We start from the raw sequence: 25,176 nt of genomic DNA on the forward strand, positions 1-25,176 counted from the left end.
ATTCGAATTTCAGGGGCGTATGTGCCACCAAGTCAGGCAACGGTCATGAGTAATCCACTCCGTCAGATTCAGCACAAATCGACTCTCCTCGATGGGCTCTACCGCGTAGCGGACGCTGCGGCGATCATCGTGGGGATGATCCTGGCCGTCATGGGGGCCGGTGGATTTCCCACCGTCGATCATCACATGGCAGTGGCCGCGGCTCTGGCAATTTTCTATGTGGTGGCCGAGTTCACCGGCGTGTACCGCAATTGGCGAGGTGTTTCAACCGAGCGCGAAATCTGGTGCGGGGCGATGACCTGGGCCGTTTCACTGGCGATGCTTGTCTTGCTGGCGACCGTCTTCCGCTACGATCACCCCTTTGACCGCTACACGCTCGTATCGTGGTTTTTGACCACGCCGCTGCTGCTTACCGTTTCGCGAATGATCATCCGTGCGGTGCTGCGCTGGATGCTTGCCAACGGAATGAATCAACATGGAGTGGCAATCGTCGGCGTGAACGAACTGAGTATTCAACTGGCCGAGAACATCAAAGACACGCCTGACCTGGGAATGCGTGTCGCTGGTTTTTACGACGACCGCCCCAGTGAACGTCTGCCGCAAATTCCCGCAAGCCTGGGGACATGCGTGGGGAACCTGCACGACCTGGTCGAAGCGGCCAAGCGTGGCGAAGTGCAGCGCATTTACATCACGTTCCCCATGCGTGCCGAGTCGCGTATTCGTAACGTGCTGAATCATTTAGGGGACACGACCGCTTCGGTTTATATTGTGCCCGACTTCTTCGTGTTCGAGATCCTGCACTCGCGCTGGTCCGACATTCGTGGCCTTCCGGTGGTCAGCGTTTATGAGAACCCGCTGCTAGGTGTCGATGGTGTCTTGAAGCGTGTCAGCGATATCGTCCTCGCTTCTCTGGCCCTGTTGGTGCTCGCGATCCCGATGGCGCTGGTTGCCCTGGCGGTGAAGCTGACCTCTAAGGGGCCAGTCTTCTTCCGGCAGCGACGCTACGGCCTGGACGGGCAAGAGATTCTGGTCTGGAAGTTCCGCAGCATGACCGTCTGCGAAGATGGCCCCAACGTCAAACAAGCTCAGAAGAACGACAGCCGACTAACCCCCATCGGCGGATTTCTGCGGAAGTCGTCGGTCGATGAATTGCCGCAGCTGTTCAATGTGCTCAGTGGAACGATGTCGCTGGTCGGCCCGCGGCCACATGCTTCGGCACACAACGAACAATACCGCAAGCTGATCCATCACTACATGCTGCGGCATAAGGTGAAGCCTGGCATCACCGGCCTGGCCCAGGTACGTGGCTGGCGGGGTGAAACCGATACCGTCGAAAAGATGGAACGCCGCGTGCAATGCGATCACGAATACATCCGCACCTGGAGCATCTGGCTCGACCTGCGAATCTTGTTCGAGACCGTCTGGGTCGTGCTAGGCAGAAAGAACGCGTACTAAGAATTCCTGTCCCCTCGCCCTTCCCAAGGGAGAGGGGACAAAAGGGAATTACTTCGCGTTACTTGTCGCCATCAGAAACCCAACTAGATCGCGCATCTCTTCAGGCGAGAGTACCTGCTGAAATCCTTCCGGCATGATCGACTTCTCGGAGTCGCGTTCTTCTTCGATCGCTTCGGGATCGAGTTCAAAACGCTTGCCGGCCGTATCGACGAACAGCCGCTTCTCGTTCACGCTGGGGTCGGTAATCGGGTAGCCTATATGCAGCCGCCCATCGTCCGTTAAGAGCACTTTGGGGACATACATCGGGGCGATCTCCTGGCTTGGCTGTAAGATCGATTCCAACAGCCGCTGTGCCGTCATTCGCTGGCCGATGTAGGTCAGGTCGGGGCCGACATCCGCCCCGCTTCCGTCGTACTTGTGGCAGCGAATGCAGTAGCCTCCCTTGGAAGAAAGAAACGTACGGCGACCGGCCTCGATGTCTGCTTGCCCTTGGATAGCTGCCAGCCACTGCTCATGCTGATGGGCAGGGATCGGATCGGCGATCGTGTCGGTGCGAAGCGTTCGCTTAGCTTCACGGCTAACGATCGGGTTGACGTCGGCTGCCAGCTTCTTGAGAGTGTCTTGATGCACGTCGGCATGATCGGAAAGTCCGACGATGGCCATCGCGCGAAGTTGTGGATCACGCGTAGTATCCAAGGCGATAGCGGTTGCCACTTTCTCTCCCGACTCGCCACCGCGAAGATACAGTACTTGCAGTGCCTGACGGGCCAAATCGTTGTCCTGGAAGTCGCTCAATGCCTGAAGCGTTTCGTCGGAGAGCTGCTTGCTGCGTGGATCGATCAGCTTGAGGGCCAACGTTCGCAATGCGGCCGATTGGTTCTCGTCGCGGATGATGTTGGCCAGCGTCTGTTGCTCTAAGATCTCGTTTCGTCCACCGACGCTGCCAGATTCAAGCCACGAGAGCGTGCTCAGCAAAACAGGAAACTCGCGAACGGTCGGCGTGTGCGACTTAAGCCGCTCTTTCAACTGTGGTAGAAAATCTTGGGCCTGCGTGTCAGAGATCCACCGCATGGCATAAATGCGAACGCGATCGTCCTGATCTTCCAGGGCCGCGCGAAGCAGTTGCCAGGGGGTCTCGGACTGCTGGGTATCGCAGGACCAGCGATACGCTTCCAGAATTCCGAGACGCTGAGCACCAGTGGGTAGCTCTTGCCAGATTTCCAGTGGCATGTCGACGCCACGCGTGGCGAAACCATAGACGGCGGCCTGGTGCAGGAAAGGATCGTCGTACTCAAGGGCTGCCAGGGTCGGGGACTTTCGCAGTTGGGCGGCTTCCTCTTCCGCGGTCGAAAGGGGTAATGCCTTGCTGATGGCAGGCTCCTGCTTCCAGCTCAAACGCCAGATGCGCCCTTTGCCATGCACCGGGTAGCTGCGGTCGACCCAGTCGGTGAAGTAAAGCGATCCGTCCGGGGCGATCGCGAAATCGACCGGGCGGAAGTTGTGATCCCCTTGCACGACCGTTTGGAACGTGGCCTGGACACTGGCACCATTATTGCCCAAGCGAAAGGTCTCGATACGATGATCGCCCCAACTGGTTCCCCATAGTTCGCCGTGATACCAGATCACGCCGCTAGGGGCTTCGCCGGTCGCGGCCACCATCGGCAGCGTACCAGGCAGTTCCCCATTCCAAGCCTGCAGTGGATGTACGCCCGTTCGGCCGTAACGGAACTGATAGCCATAGTCACCGCCCGGTACGATATGCAGCAGCCGGCACGGTGGGCGGCTGTCAGGATCGTTATCGACCATATACAGACGGCCAGTCGGATCGAAGATCATCCCGAACGGATTCCACACACCGGTCGCCATCAACTGCAGATCGCTGCCGTCGAGATTGCAGTGATAGATGGTTCCCCCTTCGCCTCCGCCGGAAAGCTTGGTGCCGTCGCTGCCGATCAGGGCGTAGGGTTCGCCCAGGTTTTCACCCAGCCCAAAGTAGAGCAGGCCATCAGGTCCAATGGTCAAACCAGCCAGGCCGTTGTGTGGGTAACGTCCGGCCGTTTCCAGGTGGGCAATCTCTTCGCGTTTGTCGGCGACATGATCTCCGTTGGTATCGAGCAGACGAAACACTTCCATTCGCGTGGCCACGTAGATCGAACCATCCTTCGCGGAAAGGATGCTCATCGTGGCCTCAGTTCCTTCGTAGAAGGTGCTCCACGTATCGAACTTGCCGTCGCCGTTGGTATCGGCAAAGCGGCGGATGCGATCTTTCGGCGGGCCTTGGTAGTCAGGCTGACGATGATGCGTGTGCGACTCGATCACCAGCAACGCCCCACTTTGGTCGAACGTGATGCCGATCGGTGTGACAATGTCTGGCTGTTCGGCGATCAGTTCCAACTGGAGACGTGGATCGAGCACCTTCGGTGGGTCGGCGCAAAGAATATCCGCAATTCCCAGTAATAAAAACAGACTCAGTACAAGGGACCGATATCCTGGCATGGTGAAACCTTCGGGAGAAGCGTTGGGGAAGGGAGGCGGTACCGCGATAAATTCGTGGGAATTGATCGGGCGAGAGCGGTGAAATGTGGATCGATTTCGATTATAACCGAACTGATTCACGACTTCCCACCTCCCGATTCACCCCTTCAGGAATTCTCCATGAAAATCAATATTCTCTGGCTGACGCTAGTTGCCCTGGTGGTGACGCCACTGTCTGTGGTTTCCGCTGATGACACCATGCTTACGTACAAGGGGGGCGATGGTCCCGGCAAAGGGAAGCACATCGTGATGATTAGTGGCGACGAAGAGTATCGCTCGGAAGAAGCCCTGCCGATGCTGGCCGGTATCTTGTCGAAGCATCACGGCTTCGATTGTACCGTGCTATTTTCGATCAACCCCGAAGACGGTACGGTCGATCCAAACAACCAGAAGAACATCCCTGGCATCGACAAGCTGAAGTCGGCCGATCTGTGCATCATCATGACCCGCTTTCGCAACCTGCCGGATGCCGACATGCAGGTCATCGACGACTATCTGAAAGCCGGCAAGCCGATCATCGGTATCCGCACGGCGACCCATGCGTTCAACATTCCCAAGGACGCTAAGTTCCATGCTTATAGCTTCAACAATAAAGGGGGTTTCGGTAAGCAGGTTCTCGGCGAAACGTGGATCAGCCACCATGGTCAGCACAAAGGGGAAAGCACCCGCGGTGTGATTAACGAAGCAGCGAAAGACAATCCAATCCTTCGCGGTGTCGATGACGTGTGGGGACCGACCGACGTGTACGGCGTTCGCAATCTGCCGGAAGACGCCACCGTGCTGGTTTACGGTTCGGTGCTGAAAGGGATGAAACCGGAAGACAAGCCTGTCGAAGGCAAGAAGAACGATCCAATGATGCCCATCGTCTGGACGATGCCATATCAGCTGGAAGGTGGCAAGCAAGGGACATCGGTGTGCAGCACATTCGGCAGCGCGATCGACTATTTGAACGAAGACGGTCGCCGCATCATCGTCAACGCCGCGTTTGATCTGGTGGGTCTGGAAGACAAGATCACGCCAGATCTCGATGTCAGCATCGTGGGCGAATACGATCCAAGCTTCTACGGTTTCAACAGCTTCAAGAAGGGTTTGAAGCCAGCCGACTTCCAAGGGAAGTAGAAGCTTGTTCGCAGTCTACTGGCCGCGCCGATCTCCGGGCGCGGCCGTTCCGCGGCGGTCTGAGCCACCACGACGATCGACTTCTGGATAGGTTGCCGGCGGAGCTTGATCAGTCGCGCGGCGTCCGCGGCCTGGGGCATCCGGGTTGACCGGAGGCTGCTCGGCCATTCGTGGAACGGCTCGGCGATCGCCAGCACTTGGTGTGGCAGACGTATCGGTCGAGCGGCGACCCCACAGGCGATCGGTCCAACGACGACCTTGGCTCCCTGGCATGGGCGTCAGTAGAACCACCAATCCCACACCCAGTATCAGGCCACCCAGCAAGCCAGCGCCAGCGATAACCGTCTTGCCGGGGCCCAGCGGGTATTCACCGGTGGTTGGCTGATCGATGCGGGTGATCAGGCTGGAAGTTTCAGAAGCGCGTTTGTTGGCCTTGGCATCGGCTAGTTGTTCGTGGGCTGTTCGCAGGACGAGGGTACACTTATCAACGTCGGCAACCAGGTTGGCGTAACCGGCACGAATGGAAGCCAGCGAATCGAGACGCTCGCGAACGCCTGCTTCCTGGCTGTTGATCGAATTCAAACGCGATCGCTGCAACTGCAGATCCGCTTGAACACCACGGACGGCAATCTCCAGCTCTCCCTTTAGCTTGTTACGCACTTCTTCCTCGGCCGCGATCGCCGATTGAACTTGTGGGTGCGACTTGCTCATCTTGCCCATCAACTGCGAAGTGCGAAGCTGCGCATCGACCAGGCCGTCCTTCAAACGGCGTAGCGATGGCTGGCTTTCGAGCAACTGATTCGGGGTGGCGATCAGGTTGTCAGGGTCGTTCTGGGCGGACTTCAAGATGTTGAGCTGTTCGTCCAGCTTGACCAGTTCGGCTTCGCCGTCGCGAATCTGCTGCTTGATCTGGTTCCAGGCATTGCGAAGATTACCGTCGCCCGACTGGGCATCGTTCAGGCTCCGCAGTTCACCCAGGTCGCTGCCGACCTTGGTTTCCTGGGCCTTCAATACTTCGGTTGCTCGGGCCAATTCCTGCTGAGCCAAGAGCTCGGCGTTTTCAAGTTCCGCGATCACGCTGTCGGCGCGGCGGTTACGGATGTTCTTCAAAGCGATGTCCATCTGCTGGCAAAGCGTCGATGCCAACAGAATGGCTCGCTCGCGATTGTCGGCGTCGACCGATAGATGCAGCACTTCCGTGGTGCCAAACTCCGCGCCGTTGGGCGGGCTAACCTTCACGTTCTTGCGCAGCGACTCAACATCGGCAAGCGCGGGCCATTCCCCCTTTGAGTGGCTGCCAGCGGGACGCCCGACTTCTTTGAGCGTGGCTTCCAGCACCGCTTGATTGCGGGCCACTTCCACCACCATTTCCTGAGCGGCTTTCATCGTATCGATACTATCGAAACGCCCCTGACCGCTCAGTTGGCCGGCGGCTTCATCACGTAGTAAGACCGACTGAGTTGCTTGCCACTGGTCTGGCTTCACCAGCGAGTAAGTTGCCGCCAACAGAAAACAGCCGAACGCCACCGGCACCCATAGCTTCCACTGTTGGCAGAGGAGACTGGTGTACTGCTGAACTTGCGGGGGTAGCTGAAGCTGGCTCATGGCGACTTCCGATCGGCGGATTGCAGCGGTTGTAACGATTGTCCGGCGCGTGCGCAGGTGCGCAGCGAAACGCGTATCCAACTCTAGGTTGCCGTTACGTGCAGGCATCGCGATTTAGAAGAATCGGCGCGGAGAAAGAAAGTCGATCGGCACGCTCGTCTGCCCCGTCATGGCCAGGTCGCACAGAATCTGCCCCAGGGCCGAAGCGAACTTGAAGCCATGCCCCGACAGGCCAGCCACGAAGTGCAGGCCGTCGTGCTCGGGGTGCGTGCCAACGAGAAAGTGCTGGTCTGGCGTAACCGTGTACATGCACGCCTCGTGATGAACCAGGTCTTGCGAAAGCAGCGGAAGGTGATTTCTGGTGAACGTTTCAACCGACGCGCGATCGGCCGCGTCTTCCTGCTGCGACTGCTGCTGCGCCGAGGCAATCGGTTCGCCCCCATCGTGCCGAGCCAGCTTCACCCCTTGGCGGTCGATCTGAGGGAAGCCATAGTAAATGCCACCAAGCGTCTCGATCAAAAAGACTGGAAACGACGATGCCTGCGTGTAAGCCGCAGCATCATTGGCGTACCAGTATAGATGCTTCCGCAGAATCGTCATCGGGACATTCAGATCAGCCAAAAGCTGTGTCGCCCACGCCCCGCCGCAGATGACCAACTGCTTCGCGTGAATGACTTCATCTGCGGTTTGCAGCTCGAACGTATCTTCGTTTCGCGTCCAAGACTTAATCGGCGTATCGTTCTTTAGGATCGCCCCGTGCTGCCGGGCCTGGTCGAGGTAAGCGGAAATGCACTCGGCCACCAGCAGGTAGCCGGCGTCACGTTCCAGGATGCCGACGCAAGCCTCTGGTGGTACGACGCCGGGGAATTCGCGGGTGATGTCATCGAATGCGTAGCGCTGGATCGCCAATTGATGCTGCTGGGCACTACGCAGCGTCCCGGCAATCACTTCGCCTGCTTCCGGTCCGATCTGCAGCACGCCGGTTGGGAAGTAGAGCTTTCGTCCCGTGGTTTGCTCGAGATCGTGCCACTCGCGGTACGCATGACGCAGCAGCGGGACGTAGTCGGGGTGTTCGAAGTAGGCCATGCGAATAACACGCGTCTGGCCGTGCGAACTGCCGTGGTTGTGCGGCGGAGAGTAGCGATCCAGACCGATCACATTGGCCCCGGCCCTAGCCAGGTACGCGACCGCCGCGCTGCCGACGCCGCCGGTCCCAACAACAGCAACGTCGCACGTGAGCATGGGAATCGTCCTACTTAATCTGGAACTCAATCGAGGCCTGGCCGAACTTGTCGGCGGCCGAATCACGGACCGTCAATTCTAGCCGATAGGTGCCTGCCGGGATATTCTCAGGCATGTACAGCCGGTACGGCACGTAGAAGTCGCGGCGACGCACGCGGCAACTGTCTTTGACTTCCGGGAACTGACGGGCATCGATCCGGCGACCCGATTGATCGTAGATCTCGTAGTTGCTTTGCAGAGTCGTTTCAAACTTGCCGCCGTTGTCGCGGCTGGTGAAGTTCTCGATCTCGACGTACAGCAGCACTTCTTGCTTCGGTTGGAAGTCGTGCGAAGGGAACGGCTTGAATTGACCGAAGCTGTCGACGCTTTGAATGAATTCCAGGTTCCGCAGTTCCAGCGGGCTGGCCGCTTCCAGGTGCGACATCGCACGGCGGAACGAACCCAACGCCAGCGTGTGGCGACGTTCGACCGGAATGTCCTCTACCTTCATATAATCGGCCAGGCCGAACAGTGTGTTGCTCCACACCTCTTGCTCTTCGGAGGTCAGGCCGTCGACCTTTTCCATCGCGTCGGACTTGCGATTGGCAATCAGGTATAGCATTCGCAGACGTAGCTGAGCGATGGTGCGTTCTTCTTCCGAGGCCCGCGTATCGGTGGCTACGCGTTCCAGCTTTTGAATGGTGTCGTCGATCAGCTTTTCCCAACTGCCGGCGTCGGACTCCTCTTGGTTACGGGCCGCCCAGTAAACAACCGTATTGCCGCGGCGAGTATCCGCGACCCAGCCGCGTCCCTTCAAGTCGAAGAGAATCGCGTGCATTTCATCCAGGCTCAAGATGCTTGGATCAGGCGAAGTCTTCGACTGCTCGGAGGCGAACTGTGCTTTGTACTCTTTGTACAACGCTTCCAACGAAAGTTGGCTCCGCTGCCACAGGATTTGCATCGCGCGGTATTCGACACGCGTGAGCTGGCTGACCGCTTCTTCTTCCTGCGATAGCGGGACGGCCTTTGGTTTGGGGCCGGCTGTCTTGTCTGGCAGATTCTGCGGGTTCCGTTTCATGTCCGCGATGGCGGCGGCCTGAACGTCTTCCGGGTAGAGACCTTCCGAATGGGCATCCATCTCCGGCACATAGGCGGCCAGCTGAACGCCCGTGTCTCGGCGGATCTTCTCTTGCGGCGGCGCAGTTGCCAGCGCTTCGGGCGAAGTCTTGCCGCGGTCGAGATCGATCGTGCGGGGGTAGCCGGAAGGATCGACCTGAGCCAGGTGCGACGTGTCTTCGTTCATGTTGGGGGACGGCAACCGCTTGGGCTGTTCGTTGGCCGCATCACTGGCGTCAGGTGTTTTCAGGTGTCGCTGCACCAGATTGTTGGCGTACTGGTCGAGCATGTCCGCTTTGCTGGTGTCTTCCTTCTTCACGACTGCTTGCGGCTTAGGACCGAAGACCGGTTCCAGCTTCGAGAGCAGTTCTTCCCACTGGGCATCGCTGGCCGAAGCGAACTCGCTGAGGATTTGCTTCTTGTCTTCAATCGGGAGCGATAACGCTTCTACGCGGGCAACGTAAGTCTTGGATTCCGGGGCCGCAGTCGCTTGTTGTTGCTCTAGCTCTGCCATACGAGCTGCCAGCTTCTTGCCGAAGGCCACGTCGCTGCTTTCCGACCTGGCCAACTCGTGCTGTTTGGGCTTTTCCGTTTCTGGCATGGTCGAATGCTTCGCCGCCGGTTTCGACGAGACGGCTTGCTGATTGAGATAAGAGTTGAGCGAACTCGGATCCTGCACGCTACGATTCCAGCCGCTCATGCAGCCAGTCAGGAGGACGGTCAGGGAGACAACACTCGGGAGGATAATCTTCGACATCATTCGCTCAGGCTTCCGTTGATGGCGCGCGCGGGCGCAGGCCTTCTTCCAAGAAACGGTCGGCGGATAGTAGGAAAACCTCAAGATTGAAGCAAGAGATACCGAGAGGGGAATCTTGATGCGTGCTAGCGACCACCCTCTTGTTCACTCGCCCCCGCAGGGGAGAGGGGACTTAGCGCTGAGCGGTCGCTCTAGGTGGATCCATCGCTTTCGAGAACGAAACGATCAGCTTCTCCAAAGCCAGCCGCCCGCGGGCCTCTTGCGAGTGGCTTCCTTTGAGCGACATATCGAGCTCCAGCAGTTGCCGATAGAGACGACCACCGCGGATCTGACCGAGGGCTAACAGCCGCCGCTGGGCTTCTTCGAGCGCCTTAGGCCAGTTCGGGAAACCAGCTTCTTTGAGGGCATCACGTAGACTGACGGCATCACCGCGACGGCGTGCTCGTTGATAGATGCGTGTGGCGGCTGCGAAACGGCGGAGGCTCCAGGCAATCTGGCCGTACAGCTTCTGGGGCTTTTCGCCTGCTTGAAAGAGTCGATCGAGTTGGTTCAATGCTTCGGCAGTCTTACCTTCCACGGCGGCATCGACCAGGTGCCAGATCTCTTGCAACTGGCCACCATGAACCTGTTCGCGTACGAGGTCCTCGTTGATTGCTTCGTGAATGTCCACGAACAGCGAGAGCCGTGCGATCTCTTGATCGATCAGTCCTAACTCCGTACCTAGCAGTTCCACCAGCAGGTGCGCGGCACCCACATTCAGTTTGGCATCGTGCTCCTCTTTCGCGCGGCGGACAAACCACTTGCTCAGGGCGTCCATGTCGAGCGAGGTCTTCTTGCCGGACTTCTGCTCAGGCGGATTGCATTGAACCTGCAGACCGACCTCGTTGCACTTTTTGTAAAGCCGCGTGTTGGCCGCCCACTTCTCGACCTGCAGCACAAGGACCCCGCCAGGGCGTTTCTTTTCGAGAAACCCTTCCAGCTCGTCGCGATAGCGAGTCACGAACGGATCGGCATCTTCGACAATCGCTAAGCGCCTGCCGGAACTGCCAAACAAACTGACGGTCGAGACCTCGTCGGCCACATCGACCCACGTCACCATGTTGCCGGCCAGTTTGCCGTAGGGGACATCGTTGTCATCGCCGAGCACCGCCTGACGGATCTTTTCGGTCGCCAGCCCGCGCAGGAAGGCATCGCGGCCGAAGACAATGCAAACCGAAGGAATGGACGCCGCGTCCGAGTCGAGAAAATCAAATGCGTGAACCGTATTTGCCATGGCACCAAGTTACCCGGTGCCGGGCCATTTGACTACCGGCGGCTATCGAATCGTAAACGGCATGGCTGCCTGGTCGTTCTGGCCGGAAATTGGGGCCAGCGAGCGAATTTGGGCTCGTGGAACGAGGCCGTCGTTGGCGATCGCTCGCTTCAGGACGAATTCGCCGACATTGCCAGAGCGGTCCCTGGCGGTTGCTTTCAGGAAGATATCAGCCGGCACTTCCGGGGTGATCTTCCAGATGTACTTGCCTGAGTTGGCAATCTCTTCGGCGATTGGCTTCCAGGGGCCGTCGGCCGACGATGCGTAGTACAGCGAAACAGGGCGATCGGCCAGGTCGTTGTCGGTGGCGTTCCAGCTGATGTCCAGGTGCCCAACGTGCGGGCCTTCACCATACACTACGTTGGTGATCGTTGCGATCGGCTGAGTCAGGTCGACGCTCACCCAAATATCGGCCAGGTCGCCAGGTTGAGGACGTCGCCCGGTCAGGCCGTTCCCCCCTTCGACGACAATGCGGAAACCGTAAATCCCTTCGGCCTGCACTTCGACATCAAATGGGCTTTGGCGATCGGGATCAGTGCCGCCTGGTTCCCACGTTTCGCCACCATCGCGGGTCACCCACAGTTCGATCTGACCGATGCCGGAAGGGCCGACCGTGTCGACGCCGTAGTTCAGCGCGAACCCTTTATGGTTGATCGCCTGCGGAGTCACGCCGGGTGGAAGACCGACGGTCGAGTTCGCCCGGACGGTGGGGCGTTCAGGCTGGCTGGACGAAGCGACGGGTGGTTCCATCTTCATACTGGCCGGCTTGAACCGATCGTCGACGTTCTGCGGCAGCGGCGGAGCACTCATTCCGGCCATCGACTGCGAGGGCATTGCCCCAGGAGCTGGCTGCATCGGATTGTTTTGTACCTGCGCTTCTGGCTGGGGCATGACATTGTCGGTCGGCCACGGCACCGCTTGCTTGGGCGGCTCTGGCATCTCGATTCGGCGTTGTTGGAACGGATCGACCGGGATGTTACCACCGGCAAGCGACCCCTGGGCAGGCCCGGCCTGGCCTGGGGCTGGCCGGGGCACACCGTTCCACGATGGCTTCTGGGCAACCAGCGGGACGGAAACCGACTGCTGGGCAAAACCGACGTTGCCCGCTTTGTCGTAAGCGTCCAGGCGGATTTGCATGACACGGTCGGTGGCAATCGGAAAGAATCGCGTTTCGCCCGCAATCACGCCGTCGGCTTGATACGCTTTGGAAGCATCGACCTGCACCGGCTGGAAGGGGGACTGCAGCGACGACTGATAGCTAAGCTGGATCTGCTCGGGGTCGATCGCTGGGTCGTGGATCGTCCACTGGGCGATCACTTCGCCACTTTCGAGTGCTTGCGCCTTAAGCGAGACCTGCGGTGTTTGCGTGTCGATGGCGACTTTCAGTTCAGGCCGGAAGTAACCATTGGTTTCGGTGGGACGACCGCTGGCATCGAACGTGCGAATCGCGAACCAATACTCGCCGTCGGCCTTGGCCTGGAAGACGAACCGGTTCTGCTGCGAAGACTGGCGGTGATAGCCGACCCAGTTCGCGCCGCGATCATTCGAGACCATTAGTTGCACTTCCGGTGTCGAACCGGGGGCATCAACCTGGTAAGGAATGCCAAACTCCATCTGCCGAGTCAGCACAGGTCCTCCATCGGGGGACGTTTCGCCAGCGGGTCGCTGGTTCTGCGCTGATAGCACCGCTGGGCCGAGTGCCAGCATCGATGCTAGTACGCCAGCCGTGGCAGCGAGCAAGCGTGATTTGGCAACCATGAACGACCCTTTAAACGATAGAGGACACGACAACACAGTCTATCGGTCGTTGAGTCGTCCGCTTGATAGGGTCGCTCGTATGATACGCGTCAGCGAAGGCTGGCAAGCTTTGCCGGTCGTACGGCTCGTACCAGTCACTTAATACGTAACGTTCACGGCTGCTCGAGCAGGTCCATTTCGTAGCCGATGTCTTCGCTGCCACTGCGTGTGGCCATGCTCTGCAGAAGGGTGATCGAGGTGTTCTCGTCGACGTGGTAGGTGTCCTCGCTCATCACGCCCATATTGCCGGTCAGCATCGATTTGTTTCCAGTGGTCGAATACCGGTTGTTGTCGATCACCATCGTCCCTTGCGGGCTGTCCACGTCGTAGTTCTCGGCCGGATCGGTCCAGTCGAAGCCCAGGCCATGGATTTCGACCACCATCAATATGGTGTCGTGATCGTCGATGGCCTGAGACCGAGTCGTTGACTTCTCGTGCGGAAACATTGTCCGCTTACCCACAACAGCGGCGAAGTTGGTCGACGTAGAGCCTGGCGAGTTGTCGATCTCGCTGCGGTAAACATCCGGCATGCGGGTAGTCACCTCAACGTTCGCTGGCGAATTCCACGGTTCGTCGAAGTTATACTGCTGGTACAGATCGTTTCGATCCAGTTGCGGCAGAATCATCACCCGCCACGAGTGGGTTGGCTTTCCCTTGTCGTCGGTGAAGTAGGCCGGCGGATACGACCCGTGCTGGTCGTGGTACGCGTTGAGGGCCTGGACGATCCGCTCGATCTTCGCCAGCGAAGCCCGATTCAAACTGTCTGTTCGCATCTGGTTGGCGGCCGGAATCGCTACCCGGAAGATCAACACCATCGCCAGAAAGATGACCGAGAAGCAGGCGATCGAACCACCCAGAATCCCAATCAGTGTCCCCAGGGCGACGCCGCTGTTATCTTCCGCCGAGCGGCGGGTACCGACTCGCGAATGCCCCATGTCGGCAGTTGCCATGGGGTCGCCAGGTATGGTGATGGTCTTCGCGCATACGGCACACGGCCCGGTTTGGCCGGCATAGCGATCAAGGACCTTCATATGGGTCCCGCAATGAGGGCAATCGAACGAGATAGGCATGAGCTCTGCGCGGTAGCAAGATGAGTCAGGATCGTAGCGTCTTAGTTCATCGTATCGGTACCCCAGGCAGGGAACAACTATTACGCTCGGAATCGTTGGACGATCTCGACATACTGCCTGGCCAGGTCACGAATGCGGTCCATGTTGCCGCTATCAATGGCCGACTTCTCGACCAGCGAGCCCCCAACACCCAATGCACACGCACCCGCTTTCAGGAACTCCTCGGCCGTATCCAGATTCACGCCGCCGGTGGGCATCATGCGAACCTGGGGCAGGGGACCCTTGAGCGATTTCAGATAACTGGGGCCGGTCAGGTCGGATGGGAAGATCTTCACCACGTCCGATCCGGCCTGCCAGGCTTTGACTACTTCCGTTGGGGTGAGTGCGCCGGCCATCATGGCTTTGTCGTAGCGATGGCTGATCTCGATGGTCGGCAGGTCGACAATCGGCGACACAATAAACTCGGCCCCGGCCAAGATCGCGATACGAGCCGTTTCGGCGTCGAGCACGGTGCCGGCCCCCAGTTGAATCTGATCGCCAAAGCGGTCGGCGACATACTCTAATACCTTGTGCGCTTTGGGGACGGTAAAGGTGACTTCAATAGCCGTCACACCTCCGTCGACCAGGGCCTGAGTCACGTCGGCCAAGATTTCCCCATTGTCTGCCCGGATGACGGCGACAATTCCCGTGGACGAGATTTTTTGAATGGTTTCTTCGCGTGACATAATCAGATCGCCCTAAATGGTCTTCAAGTAAGAAGATACGAGTAGGGTTAGCCTAGCTGCCGGCGGCTGGCCTTGTCAATTTGCTGATCGGGCCTGGGCAATCCGGGCGAATGATTGGACGAGGTTACCGTTTATGGAAATAATAGGGGTTTGAAGGCCTGCCCGCGCTACCGGTATGTTTACGGCATGGGTCGGCAATGACGAGTTAGTACTTCCTGGGAAGCGATGGAAAATCAATATCTGCAGTTAGCATTCGCAGTATTCCTATTAGCCGCATGCATCCTAGGATTGGCACTAACGTTTCACCTTCTGAGAAAATGGCGCGAATACTCGGACGAGGACCAACACAACCCCGGGACGATGCTATCAAAGTTCCGCGAAATGCATTCACGGGGTGAGCTATCGGACGAGGAATTCCGAAAAATAACAACGGACATGAGAGCCCGAATCCAAGAGCCTGCAACAGTTTCGGAAGAGACAGAGATCGTCTTTACCGAAGATGCCAGCAAGGCGGATTAGGGATTATTTGTCCGGTTTTGCGAAACACAATCGCACAAACCAAAACATCGTTTCGTATTGCGAGGTGTGGTGCCTGGGAGGCCAACCAATGAGGATCACTTGCGTGATTCTCTCTTCGCCCATGCGAAGCGGTATCAGCGTAGGACGTTGCCATTCGTTGGATAGCGACTACTGCGGCTGAAGAATACGGCTCGAACTCTTTGCGGACAAGGATGCCCCCAGGCCAAACGGCTTTCACCAGCTATGGCCAGTCGAGCAGCACGTGGAAATAACAACAGCCCTGGCCGGCACAAGCATCAAGAGAATTGCCTCAAGGTCCCCAAGCCTGCTGCCAGGTAAGCTGTTCCAAGCGAAGCCGAAAGGAGTTAATTCATGCCCGCAGGAAATGATGTTGGTGGAACTCGCCACAATAGCACCAACAAGAAAAATGCATTTTGCTCGTTCTGTCGTCGTAACTACCGCGAAGTAGGTCCTTTGGTCGAAGGTCCTGGCGACGTTTACAACAACGTATACATTTGCGGCGAATGCATCGATCTGTGCAAAGAGATTCTTGAGAAAGAGAATCGTCGCCGTGGTTCCGGCAACAAGCTGTTCAACAAGATCCCCAGCCCTCGCGAAATCATGAACAGCCTTAACGAATACGTTATTGGCCAGGATGGTGCGAAGAAGGTGCTGTCGGTCGCCGTGCACAATCACTACAAACGATTGGTTGTCGGTCACGAAGGTTCCGATATCGAGATCGAAAAGTCGAACATCCTGCTGGCCGGTCCGACCGGTAGCGGTAAAACGCTGATGGCTCGTACGCTCGCTCGTATCCTGAACGTGCCGTTTGCCATCGGCGACGCCACCACGCTGACCGAAGCCGGTTACGTTGGTGAAGACGTCGAGAACCTTCTCTTGAAGCTGCTGCACGCCGCCGACTTCGACGTCGAAGCTGCCCAGCGCGGTATCTTGTACATCGACGAAATCGACAAGATCGGTAAGACGTCGAACAACGTTTCGATTACCCGCGACGTTTCCGGTGAAGGTGTCCAGCAGGCCCTGCTGAAGATGCTCGAAGGAACCGTTGCCAACGTTCCACCTCAAGGTGGCCGTAAGCATCCCGAGCAGCAGTACATCCAGATCGACACGAGCAACATCCTGTTCATCTGTGGTGGTACGTTCGTCGGCATCGAAGACATCGTCCGTCGCCGCATGGGTCGCAAGAGCATCGGTTTCGGTCAAGCTTCCGGCTTCAAGTCGGATGCCGACTCGGCCGAACTGATGCGAAACGTGACCAGCGACGACATTCTGGAATTCGGCCTGATTCCGGAACTGGTCGGTCGTCTGCCGATGGTTGCCTCGCTCGAACCGCTCGATCTGAACGGTCTGAAGAAGGTGATCACCGAACCGAAGAACGCTCTGGTCAAGCAGTACCAGACCCTCTTCGAGATGGAAAACGCCGAACTCGAGTTTACCGAAGAAGCGATCGAAGCCATTGCTCAGCGTGCCCTGGCCAAGGGAACGGGTGCTCGTGGTCTTCGCTCGATCATCGAATCGGTGATGCTCGACATCATGTTCGATTTGCCCGAACAAGAGCCTGGCTCCAACTACTCGATCACGCGAGAGATCGTCGAAGGTCGAGAGAAGCTTTTCAAAATGCCCGAAACGAAAAGTGCCTAGGTAATTGTCTCCTGAAAACCCCCTCCTTTTCTAAGTACCCCCGCGTCAATCGCCCGACGCGGGGGTTTTTTTGTCACTAGTTTTCCGTTTTAAGTGTTCTGTTTTCAGCGAGAGGGACTGGGGCGTTCTCGACGATTTCTGCCTTGAATCGTACAATCACGGTCCTTATCCCCTCGCGCATTAAAAGCTTTCACGAGACGCCCCTTGGACGATTCGACGACTCCCGAAACGCCGGTTGACCCAGCCTGGCTTGCGTTTGGCAAGTTGTGCCGGCTGCCGAACCTGTTTACCGCGTGGGCCGATATCTTCGCTGGCTTCTTCATTGTGTCGGCGTTTGCCAACCAGGGGGTCGCCAACATGAATGCCCCGGTCATCTTCGTGTGCCTGGTGTTAGCTTCCAGCTTGATCTACTCGGCCGGGATGATTCTCAACGACTACTACGACCGCGACATCGACGCCGTCGATCGTCCCGATCGCCCGATTCCTTCGGGGGCGGTTTCCGCGCAAACGGCCATGCTCGCCGGTTTCTCGATGTTGGTCGTGGGTACCTTGGTGGCACTTTTGGGCGGCTATGTGTATGTCGACTACGCCGCAATTCCCTGGCGAGGCGGTGCCGTTGCGGCCTGTCTTTCTGTCTGCGTGGTCGCTTACGATGCGGTCCTGAAACGCACGGCCTTGGCCCCATGGCTGATGGGAGCGTGCCGGTTTTTCAACATCCTGCTGGGCATGAGCCTCTCGAAAGAACTGCCGCTAGCCGAAAGCTGGCAGCTTTTGAGCTTTGATGCCGGACAGTTGATCTTCGCTGGCGGTATTGGCCTGTACATCGTTGGTGTCACGTGGTTTGCCCGCACCGAAGCGGTGGTCAGCAGCCGGGCCATGCTCGGCCTGGGGGCTTTTTTGATGCTGGCAGGCATCGCGATGCTCGGATTTTTGCCCAGGTTTCAGCCATCGATCGTCGATATCGGTCCGTCGAAGTCGTTCGGGCTGTGGGGGATTTTGGTATTATTGAGCCTGGCACTGGCTCGTCGAGTCGTCATCGCGGTCTGCTATCCAGAGCCGCGAAACGTCCAATTAAGCATCAAACAGGCGATCTTGTCGCTGATTTTTTACGACGCAGCGATTACCCTAGCGGTATGCGGAACGATTTGGTCGGTGCTGATTGTCGCCCTGTTGTTTCCCATGATGGGGCTTCGCCGCTGGATGTATTCGACATAATGAAATTTCGAGCGTGGCAGCGGCACTCCGCTCCAGGTTGGCCAGCCTGGATTGCGAAGAATTACAAACCAGTCATCGACATCGTCAGGTCGAAGGGTTAGTCAGGAATGATCCTAGGTTACAACACGAATGGACTCGCGCATCACGACCCGTTCGATGCCGTGGAAATCCTGGCAGAGATTGGCTACCGTGCGATTGCCCTGACGATCGACCATTTGACCCTTACGCCGTTTGGTAACACCTACCTGGCAACGCGGCAGGTCGATCTGCTGGCCAAAACGCTCGAAGAAGCCAAGATGCGTTCGGTGGTCGAAACGGGTGCCCGCTTCCTGTTGGATCCACGCCGCAAGCACGAGCCAACCTTCATCAGCCCTGAACCCAAAGGCCGTGACCTCCGCTACGAGTTCATGCGGCACTGCATCGATACGGCTCAAACGCTGAAGAGCGATTGCGTTTCGGTCTGGTCAGGCCGTCTGCTGGACGACGTTTCGTACGACGTCGCCATGGACCGCCTGGTCGCGTCGCTCGAACCGGTGCTCGACTACGCCGCTCAGCGCGACGTAACGATCGGCTTCGAGCCGGAGCCTGGCATGCTGATCGATACGATGGAGAAGTTCGACGAACTTCAGCAGCGGATCGATGCCCCCAACTTTCAACTGACGCTCGACATCGGCCACCTCCACTGCCAAGGCGAAACGCCCATCGCCGATTACATCCGCCGCTACGCCGACCGCATCGTCAACATTCACCTGGAAGACATGAACGCCGGCGTGCACGAGCACCTGCCGTTCGGGGAAGGGGAGATCGACTTCCCGCCGATTTTCAAAGCTCTGAAAGAAATCGACTACCAAGGCTGCGTGAACGTCGAACTCAGCCGGCACAGCCACGACGGCCCCAACATGGCCAAGCGGTCGTACGAATTCTTAAAGCCGCTGCTCTAGCGCTAGCGAAGAATTCATGTCCCCTTGCCCCGGCGGGGAGAGGGGACAAGACGTTGTGCCCCGGTTTTCTCGCGTGGGATCTCGGGTTAGAGTGGCTTGATTGCGAATTGACTCCTGACCTTTGCCCCTTACCAAGCGAGCACCCCCATGGCCGACAACGTTGTCCTTCTTTCCATCCCCGGATTGCGAGCCTCCGACGTTGCCCACATGCCCAATCTCACGGCACTGACCCAGGCTGGTGACAAAGCCACGCTGGTGCCGAGCTTTCCCGCGGTGACTTTGTGCGTGGAAACAAACATCATGACTGGCATGCTGCCGGTCGATCATGGGGTGGTGGCCAATGGCTGGTACGACCGTGAGAAGGGGAAGGTCGAACTGTGGACCATGGGCAACGAAGCAATCGCTCGCCCGCAGATCTGGGACATCCTCAAGCAGCACGATTCGTCCCTCACCTCGGCCGTGTGGTTCCCCATGCTCAGCAAACGCTGCAGTGCCGATTACGTCTGCATGCCGGCCCCGGTGCACAACCCCGACGGCAGTGAATCGCTGTGGTGCTACACGCGACCAACCGAATACTACGGAGACTTGCTCAGCGAGTACGGTCACTTCCCGCTCAAGTTCTTCTGGGGCCCTCTCGCGTCGATTCCTTCCACCAAGTGGATCTCGGACACGGCCGTACTGACCGCCAAGAAGCACAAGCCGAACTTCTTCTATATCTACCTTCCTCACCTCGACTATCAGGCCCAAAAGCTCGGTCCCGATAGCGAGCCGGCCATGAAAGCCGTCGCCGAACTCGATGTCGTCCTGGGGGAACTGTTCGCCGGGATGAAAGAAGCTTACGGCGACGACGTACTGATCCTGGTCGCCAGCGAATACACGATTGTTCCGGTCGATCACGTCACCTATCCCAACCGCGTGCTGCGTGAAGCTGGCCTGGTGAAGATCAACACCGGCGACGAAGGGGAAACGATTGACTTCCCCGGCAGCGATGCGTTTGCCGTTGCCGATCACCAGCTGTCGCACATCTACGTCAAAGATCGCGATCAGGCCACGATCGACAAGGTGGTCAAACTGTTCCAGGGGCAGGAAGGCATTGCCGAGGTTCTGGCCGGCGAAGATCGCGAGAAGTACTTCCTCAATCACGAGCGAAGCGGCGACGTCGTGCTCGTTTCGACCGCCAACAGTTGGCAGGCCTACTACTACTGGCTGGACGACGCCAACGCCCCCAAGTTTGCTCGCACGGTCGACATCCATCGCAAGCCTGGCTACGACCCGGTTGAACTGCACGTCGACATGGCCACCAAGTCGATCCCGCTCGATGCGACCCTCGTCAAAGGCTCTCACGGTGCCCCGGCCCTGACCGAAGCCCAGCGAGGCGTCCTCCTTTCCAACCAGAAAGGGGTCTATCCCGAGACGCCAATAGCCGATACCGACGTGTGCGATCTGGTGCTCCGCCAGTTCAATATCTAACGCGCAAGTCAGCCATTACGGTTTCATTCGTAGATTGCCGCCTATTGGGGGTGAGTCGCTATCGTTTTGCCCTGTCGACTCCCCCAACAGAGGCTGTCTGGGGTGACGTCTGTAGCGATTGTATGGCCCGCCGTTTGGGGTGAATTCGATTTCATGCGGTTTCTCACGGCTCATACCAGAGGGGAAAACTAGATTTCCTCTAGAGAGCTAAGCTCTCAGCGCCCCAGTTTCGATCGTTGATGATCGGAACCAGTCAGACATGCAGCGGGAATCGTAGCGTGCCCTCCGGAATCGAAAAGACATTTCAGCTATTTGCCAACACGGACAACCATGCGGCTGTTCCGGTGTTGGTAAATGCGCTGGACTCGCCCTATTCCGAGGTCCGCGAAGGGGCTCTTTCGGCACTTCTGCATCAGCGGCATGCCGTCGCACAGCGGGCACTCGTGCAGCGTTGGCGAAAATTCACCCCGGTCCAACGCACTTGGATCGAGTTGTCCGGGATCTCGCTCGAGATCGCCGTGCGTGAGCTGATCCAATCGAGCGACCACGAACAATTCGCCCTGGGGCTCGAAGTTCTGAACCAGGTTCCCGAGTACGAACTCATCCCCGCACTCGCGTTGATCGTGCGCGATTCGGGTCATTCCTACCGAGACTCTGCCGGAAACACGCTCGTCCACCTGGCGGCCAGTCTCCGCAAGGATCTACGCACCGGCGATAAGAAGGTCGGCCACGAGGCCGTTCGCAACCGCGCGATCGATTCGCTCGGCGATTGCATCAGCCACTACCAGCAGCACGAGTCGGTTGCCATCCTGGAATCGTTCCTGGTGTTGGTGACTCGCGAAAATCAACTGCTCCGCGAAGCCTGGAACAACACCAAGCACCCGGCGCACACGGCCATCATTCGTTTCCTGCGGCATAGCTCGCGTCCGGAAATCATCGACCTGGTGCTCAGTTCGCTGACCGATATGCACCCGAGCGTTCCGGTGCTCAACATTGTCGGCCTGCGGCACGATCCGGCGTTCATGTCGGAACTGACCGCACGCCTGCAAGGTAATATGAACGACACCATCCGCCGCAACCTGTCCAAGCTGACCAAGGTGGCCTGGGCGGAAGAGCACCGTAACGTGCTCGAAAAGCTCAATGGCTTGCAGCAGGCCGCCGCCGTGCACATGGCCATGTGTACTTCGATTGGCACCGACCGGCTGTATGAACTGCTGCTATTGATGGCCAGTTCGCAGCACTCCAGTGGACGCCTGGCTGCTTTGGAAGAACTGGCCAGCTACGTCGATCCTCAGACCAACGAACTGATCCTCGATGCCGTCAGCGATCCGAACGCCGGCGTGCGGGCCGAAGCCTTGCGACAACTTCGACCACGCGGCATTCCCGGCGCGATCAAGCTGCTACTGCAGCACCTGGATAGTCCGCAACTGGTCGTGCAAGATACTGTTCGCAATTCGCTGGCCGAATTCAATTTCCCGCGTTTCCTGTCGGCGTTCGACAAGATGAGCCCTGACGCTCAAAAGAACACCGGCCGCCTGGTGCGCGGCATCGACGTGAACACGCAGCGTCTGTTGGCCAACGAGATGGTCGACGACGCCAGCTATCGGCGTCTGCGGGCACTGAAGATCATCGAGGTGATGGATAACCACCTCGATATGGAAGCCGACCTGATCAAAGCTTTGCAGCACGAAGATCATTTCTTACGTGCCGAAGCGGCCCGGCTGCTGGGGCGATGTCCTTCGTCGGCATCGGTGACGGCACTTCGTCAAGCTATGCTCGACCGCAACGTTCGCGTTCGCGAGAACGCCGAGGCCAGTCTGCGTCGCATCAATGGGAATAAAGTGGCCGTGCCGTCGATCGATACGTCGATCGCCAGCGAAGAGGTTGCGACCTAGGAGCGAAGAACGATGGCATTCCTGTGGCAATTCGTGATTCTGGCCGATCAGCCTCCGGCAGGCTTCTCTGCGATGGGCGAGCACTTCCGCGCCGAGAATGCCCACTTCAATCTTCCACACTTTATCATTCTGGCATTGGTAGTTCTGGTGATCGCTTCGCTGGTTTGGACCCTCTCGCGTTGGCAGGAAAGTGAAGCCGCCTGGAACGTCGACAACCCTCAGCGGTTGTTCGGCGAGCTATGCAAGAAGCACGAACTCAGCAGTAAAGACGCATCGCTACTCAAGAAGATTGGCCGCGAGTTGCAACTAACGCATCCGGCCAGCATGTTCTGCGATCCGAGCCTGCTCGTTTCGGCCATGAAACTGGAAAAGTTTCACGACCTGCACAGCCAACTGGCCAAGCTCGGCGAAGAGTTCTTCGGCTACCATCTTTGGAAACAAGCCATCGCCGCCGACAACAGCGTCCACCAGGAAGCCTCGATCGGCTAGTCAATCTCTCGTCCGCCGCCGCCCTCCATATCATGTTCCCCCGTCACACGCCCAAGCGGACTTGGGCGTGGTATCCGGTTGAATGGATGGACATCGTGCCCAGGCCGAAGCCTTCGTAGGATGGCTACCGACGTCTTCGGCGGATAGCCATCTTTCTTGGCGAATGGGAGCCCGCTTCCCAGGTGGCTATCGTCTAAGAAGCCGTAGCCACCCTACGACTAGGCATAACATGCCCCCTTAAATCCTGTCCCCTCGTCACACGCCCAAGCAGACTTGGGCGTGGTACCCGGATCTCTGGCATGGGGGCCGTTATATTCGCGCATGAAAAAAGCCGAGAGATCAATCTCGGCTTTTATTCGTTGGCTTGGGCCCAATCTTAGTAGGCAACTCGTTAGAAAGCGCTGTTGCCGGCGGGGCGTCGCTTCTGGAAACCGGCCTTTTCTTTTTCGGCGGCAGCTTCCAACTCTTCCAGCTTCGAGGCGGCGTTCAGGCGGACCAGTTCTTCCGCTCCGACGTAGCCGGCCCAGTCCAGGAACTGGTCGACACGGATGGCCTGGATACCGTTACCGCGGGCAGCTTCGCTCATTTGCGAGTAAGAAGTCAGGCTACCTTCGGAGGTCTTATCCGTCGGACGCTTACCGAGAATCAGGTAGCGAATGTCCGGAGTAATAGCACCCTTGATGCTACCGGTGTCGTCAACATAAGCAGCAACCACGCCACCGGAGGTTTCGATGATCTGACGCAGGTCATCGGTGTCGTCTTTGTCGTCGCCGTCGATGTCGATGTAACCGACGATGGCGAACTTCTCTGGATGTCCTGGAGTCCAGGTTGCGGTGAAGATGGTGTCGCCCGGCATGATCGGGTTGGAAACGTCAAAGCTGGTGATACGTGCTTCGGCCTGGTGACCGTCGTGAATCTTGGTGACTTCGATCGAACCCTTCGACTTGGCACCGGCCAGGTTTTCCTGACCAACCGGGAAAACGCTGAAGGTCATCTGCGGACGGAGCAGATCTTGCGAACCGAGGTTGATCCACACGGTTTGTTCACGCTGGTTCGACCAAACGATCTTGCCATCGGGACGGTCGGTGATCTGCGGTTCCAGGTCCTGCTTCACTTTGTTCAGACCAGCGACCAGGATTTCCAAGTCTTTGATCTGTTTTTCCATGACCTTCTTATCCGCGGCGAACTTCGCGGTCACCTGGGCGACCTGTCCTTCGATTCCTTGCTTGGAAGCGAGCACCTTCTTCTGATCGTCTTGCAGCGACTGGCGTTCGGCCTGGTAGTCGGCGGTCAGCTTCTGGAGCTTGGCTTCGGCCGCGTCCTTTTCAGCTTTCGCTTTATCAATCGCAGCGGTCGTCGTGGCGCGAATCGAATCGCGTTCGGCCGTCAGTGTGTTGACTTCAGCGGTTCGCGTGGCGAGCTGTTGTTCGAGCGTGGCGTACTTGTTACGCAGTTCGACCGGGATCTTGCGGTAGTTCACCGCCTGAACGTCGGCCGGGGTCCCGTTTTCGTCGGCGACGAACGAGGCCACGTCGTTGGCAAACTGTGTCTCAATCTCTTCCATGGTCGTTTCATCGGTGTGACCGATCATGACCTTCAGACGGTTGCGTTCCAGCAGGTATTCGCGCGACTTGGACGACTCAGACTGAGCGCGGGTGTTAGCATCCTTGGCGTCCGTCTGGGCTTTCAGATTTGCGTTATAGAACACGCCGGTCGTGATACCCAAACCGACCACCATCATGACCATAAGGATCACGGCGATTTGAAGACCTTGATTGTCGCGGGCTGCCATGAGCGAAACTCTCCTGAGGGGACAAGTAAAGGAGACAGGTTGCGGAACTACAGTCTCCCTAGTTTGCCTAAATTAGTCAAAGCGAGGGCAAATGCCAATCCAGCCGTTGGTAGGAATCACAACAACAACCGACGACGAAAGCCCCGCCTGGGTCTCGTGTTAAGGATATGTGAACCGAGGGATGGATTAGCGATTGGGATGAGTGGTTGGCTGGTCAAAGCTTTGCCAGCACCGTAAGTGTACACGCGACCTGGGCAGAAGTCAATAAAATGGAATTGTCGTAAGTCGTTGTATGACAAAGGATTTATGGAAATGTTGACTTGCGGCAACATGCTGTTTTTAGGCAACGTTCCTTTAGGCGGTGGTGATGAATCTACGAAAACCTTAGAAAATGGGTGTTTGGGGGTGGCTTCTTGTTCGTAACTCGTTGCTGCACAATAATCTACGTGCAGGATCGCGGTTCATAGCCGCTCACGGCTTC

The 25,176-nt window shown here is 57.9% G+C and carries 17 protein-coding genes; 8 read left to right on the forward strand and 9 right to left on the reverse strand.

Going from position 1 to position 25,176, the window contains the following annotated elements; translation table 11 throughout:
• Nucleotides 1-45 precede the first annotated feature (45 nt).
• Nucleotides 46-1,455, forward strand: a complete 1,410-nt coding sequence (locus tag C5Y96_RS00795; RefSeq protein ID WP_105349649.1) for an undecaprenyl-phosphate glucose phosphotransferase — start codon at nt 46-48, stop codon at nt 1,453-1,455.
• Nucleotides 1,456-1,503: 48 nt separating this feature from the next.
• Here the strand turns inward: C5Y96_RS00795 and C5Y96_RS00800 are convergent, their stop codons facing one another.
• Nucleotides 1,504-3,951, reverse strand: coding sequence for a PVC-type heme-binding CxxCH protein (locus tag C5Y96_RS00800; protein ID WP_146115464.1), 2,448 nt, complete (start codon nt 3,949-3,951; stop codon nt 1,504-1,506).
• Between the two features lie 159 nt (nt 3,952-4,110).
• Here C5Y96_RS00800 and C5Y96_RS00805 point away from each other — a divergent pair, with 159 nt between their 5' ends.
• Entirely contained in the window at nt 4,111-5,109 is a 999-nt protein-coding gene (locus C5Y96_RS00805; protein ID WP_105349651.1) for a ThuA domain-containing protein, read from the forward strand.
• Nucleotides 5,110-5,124: 15 nt separating this feature from the next.
• Here C5Y96_RS00805 and C5Y96_RS00810 read toward each other — a convergent pair whose 3' ends face one another.
• From C5Y96_RS00810 to C5Y96_RS00840, 7 genes are all read right to left on the reverse strand, one after another.
• Nucleotides 5,125-6,714 carry a Wzz/FepE/Etk N-terminal domain-containing protein gene (locus C5Y96_RS00810; protein WP_158261021.1) on the reverse strand — a complete coding sequence of 530 codons (1,590 nt, stop codon included), beginning with the start codon at nt 6,712-6,714 and terminating at the stop codon, nt 5,125-5,127.
• 114 nt (nt 6,715-6,828) lie between these two features.
• On the reverse strand, nt 6,829-7,956 hold the full coding sequence (gene solA, locus C5Y96_RS00815; RefSeq protein ID WP_105349653.1) for an N-methyl-L-tryptophan oxidase: 1,128 nt from the start codon (nt 7,954-7,956) through the stop codon (nt 6,829-6,831).
• 10 nt (nt 7,957-7,966) lie between these two features.
• A complete protein-coding gene (locus tag C5Y96_RS00820) occupies nt 7,967-9,811 on the reverse strand; it encodes a hypothetical protein (RefSeq protein ID WP_105349654.1) in 1,845 nt (614 codons plus the stop codon).
• Nucleotides 9,812-9,980: 169 nt separating this feature from the next.
• On the reverse strand, nt 9,981-11,081 hold the full coding sequence (holA, locus tag C5Y96_RS00825; protein WP_105349655.1) for a DNA polymerase III subunit delta: 1,101 nt from the start codon (nt 11,079-11,081) through the stop codon (nt 9,981-9,983).
• A gap of 42 nt (nt 11,082-11,123) precedes the next feature.
• Nucleotides 11,124-12,878, reverse strand: a complete 1,755-nt coding sequence (locus tag C5Y96_RS00830; protein WP_105349656.1) for a hypothetical protein — start codon at nt 12,876-12,878, stop codon at nt 11,124-11,126.
• A 152-nt stretch (nt 12,879-13,030) separates the two neighbouring features.
• Entirely contained in the window at nt 13,031-13,948 is a 918-nt protein-coding gene (locus C5Y96_RS00835) for a DUF1559 domain-containing protein (protein WP_158261022.1), read from the reverse strand.
• 119 nt (nt 13,949-14,067) lie between these two features.
• Nucleotides 14,068-14,712 carry a bifunctional 4-hydroxy-2-oxoglutarate aldolase/2-dehydro-3-deoxy-phosphogluconate aldolase gene (locus C5Y96_RS00840; RefSeq protein WP_105349658.1) on the reverse strand — a complete coding sequence of 215 codons (645 nt, stop codon included), beginning with the start codon at nt 14,710-14,712 and terminating at the stop codon, nt 14,068-14,070.
• An 891-nt stretch (nt 14,713-15,603) separates the two neighbouring features.
• Here C5Y96_RS00840 and clpX point away from each other — a divergent pair.
• The 6 genes from clpX to C5Y96_RS00875 all read left to right on the forward strand — a co-directional run bounded on the left by clpX (nt 15,604) and on the right by C5Y96_RS00875 (nt 22,903).
• Nucleotides 15,604-16,893, forward strand: coding sequence for an ATP-dependent Clp protease ATP-binding subunit ClpX (clpX, locus tag C5Y96_RS00850; protein ID WP_105349660.1), 1,290 nt, complete (start codon nt 15,604-15,606; stop codon nt 16,891-16,893).
• A gap of 204 nt (nt 16,894-17,097) precedes the next feature.
• Nucleotides 17,098-18,108, forward strand: a complete 1,011-nt coding sequence (locus tag C5Y96_RS00855) for a UbiA family prenyltransferase (protein WP_105349661.1) — start codon at nt 17,098-17,100, stop codon at nt 18,106-18,108.
• Nucleotides 18,109-18,215: 107 nt separating this feature from the next.
• A complete protein-coding gene (locus C5Y96_RS00860; RefSeq protein WP_105349662.1) occupies nt 18,216-19,049 on the forward strand; it encodes a sugar phosphate isomerase/epimerase family protein in 834 nt (277 codons plus the stop codon).
• A 147-nt stretch (nt 19,050-19,196) separates the two neighbouring features.
• Nucleotides 19,197-20,519 carry an alkaline phosphatase family protein gene (locus C5Y96_RS00865; protein ID WP_105349663.1) on the forward strand — a complete coding sequence of 441 codons (1,323 nt, stop codon included), beginning with the start codon at nt 19,197-19,199 and terminating at the stop codon, nt 20,517-20,519.
• Between the two features lie 278 nt (nt 20,520-20,797).
• Nucleotides 20,798-22,414: a HEAT repeat domain-containing protein gene (locus tag C5Y96_RS00870; protein WP_158261023.1), complete on the forward strand. Its 1,617-nt coding sequence runs from the start codon at nt 20,798-20,800 to the stop codon at nt 22,412-22,414.
• Nucleotides 22,415-22,426: 12 nt separating this feature from the next.
• Nucleotides 22,427-22,903, forward strand: a complete 477-nt coding sequence (locus tag C5Y96_RS00875) for a hypothetical protein (protein WP_105349665.1) — start codon at nt 22,427-22,429, stop codon at nt 22,901-22,903.
• A gap of 391 nt (nt 22,904-23,294) precedes the next feature.
• Here C5Y96_RS00875 and C5Y96_RS00880 read toward each other — a convergent pair whose 3' ends face one another.
• Nucleotides 23,295-24,695 (reverse strand): hypothetical protein, encoded by a 1,401-nt coding sequence (locus C5Y96_RS00880; RefSeq protein WP_105349666.1) that lies wholly within the window; start codon nt 24,693-24,695, stop codon nt 23,295-23,297.
• Between the last annotated feature and the right edge of the window lie 481 nt (nt 24,696-25,176).

Source organism: Blastopirellula marina, assembly GCF_002967715.1.
GTDB classification, from domain to species: domain Bacteria; phylum Planctomycetota; class Planctomycetia; order Pirellulales; family Pirellulaceae; genus Bremerella; species Bremerella marina_B.

Coding starts and splice junctions, on each gene's coding strand:
- C5Y96_RS00795 (WP_105349649.1), top strand. CDS start 46: ATGAGTAATCCACTCCGTCAGATTCAGCACAAATCGACTCTCCTCGAT.
- C5Y96_RS00800 (WP_146115464.1), bottom strand. CDS start 3,951: ATGCCAGGATATCGGTCCCTTGTACTGAGTCTGTTTTTATTACTGGGA.
- C5Y96_RS00805 (WP_105349651.1), top strand. CDS start 4,111: ATGAAAATCAATATTCTCTGGCTGACGCTAGTTGCCCTGGTGGTGACG.
- C5Y96_RS00810 (WP_158261021.1), bottom strand. CDS start 6,714: ATGAGCCAGCTTCAGCTACCCCCGCAAGTTCAGCAGTACACCAGTCTC.
- solA (WP_105349653.1), bottom strand. CDS start 7,956: ATGCTCACGTGCGACGTTGCTGTTGTTGGGACCGGCGGCGTCGGCAGC.
- C5Y96_RS00820 (WP_105349654.1), bottom strand. CDS start 9,811: ATGATGTCGAAGATTATCCTCCCGAGTGTTGTCTCCCTGACCGTCCTC.
- holA (WP_105349655.1), bottom strand. CDS start 11,081: ATGGCAAATACGGTTCACGCATTTGATTTTCTCGACTCGGACGCGGCG.
- C5Y96_RS00830 (WP_105349656.1), bottom strand. CDS start 12,878: ATGGTTGCCAAATCACGCTTGCTCGCTGCCACGGCTGGCGTACTAGCA.
- C5Y96_RS00835 (WP_158261022.1), bottom strand. CDS start 13,948: ATGAAGGTCCTTGATCGCTATGCCGGCCAAACCGGGCCGTGTGCCGTA.
- C5Y96_RS00840 (WP_105349658.1), bottom strand. CDS start 14,712: ATGTCACGCGAAGAAACCATTCAAAAAATCTCGTCCACGGGAATTGTC.
- clpX (WP_105349660.1), top strand. CDS start 15,604: ATGCCCGCAGGAAATGATGTTGGTGGAACTCGCCACAATAGCACCAAC.
- C5Y96_RS00860 (WP_105349662.1), top strand. CDS start 18,216: ATGATCCTAGGTTACAACACGAATGGACTCGCGCATCACGACCCGTTC.
- C5Y96_RS00865 (WP_105349663.1), top strand. CDS start 19,197: ATGGCCGACAACGTTGTCCTTCTTTCCATCCCCGGATTGCGAGCCTCC.
- C5Y96_RS00875 (WP_105349665.1), top strand. CDS start 22,427: ATGGCATTCCTGTGGCAATTCGTGATTCTGGCCGATCAGCCTCCGGCA.
- C5Y96_RS00880 (WP_105349666.1), bottom strand. CDS start 24,695: ATGGCAGCCCGCGACAATCAAGGTCTTCAAATCGCCGTGATCCTTATG.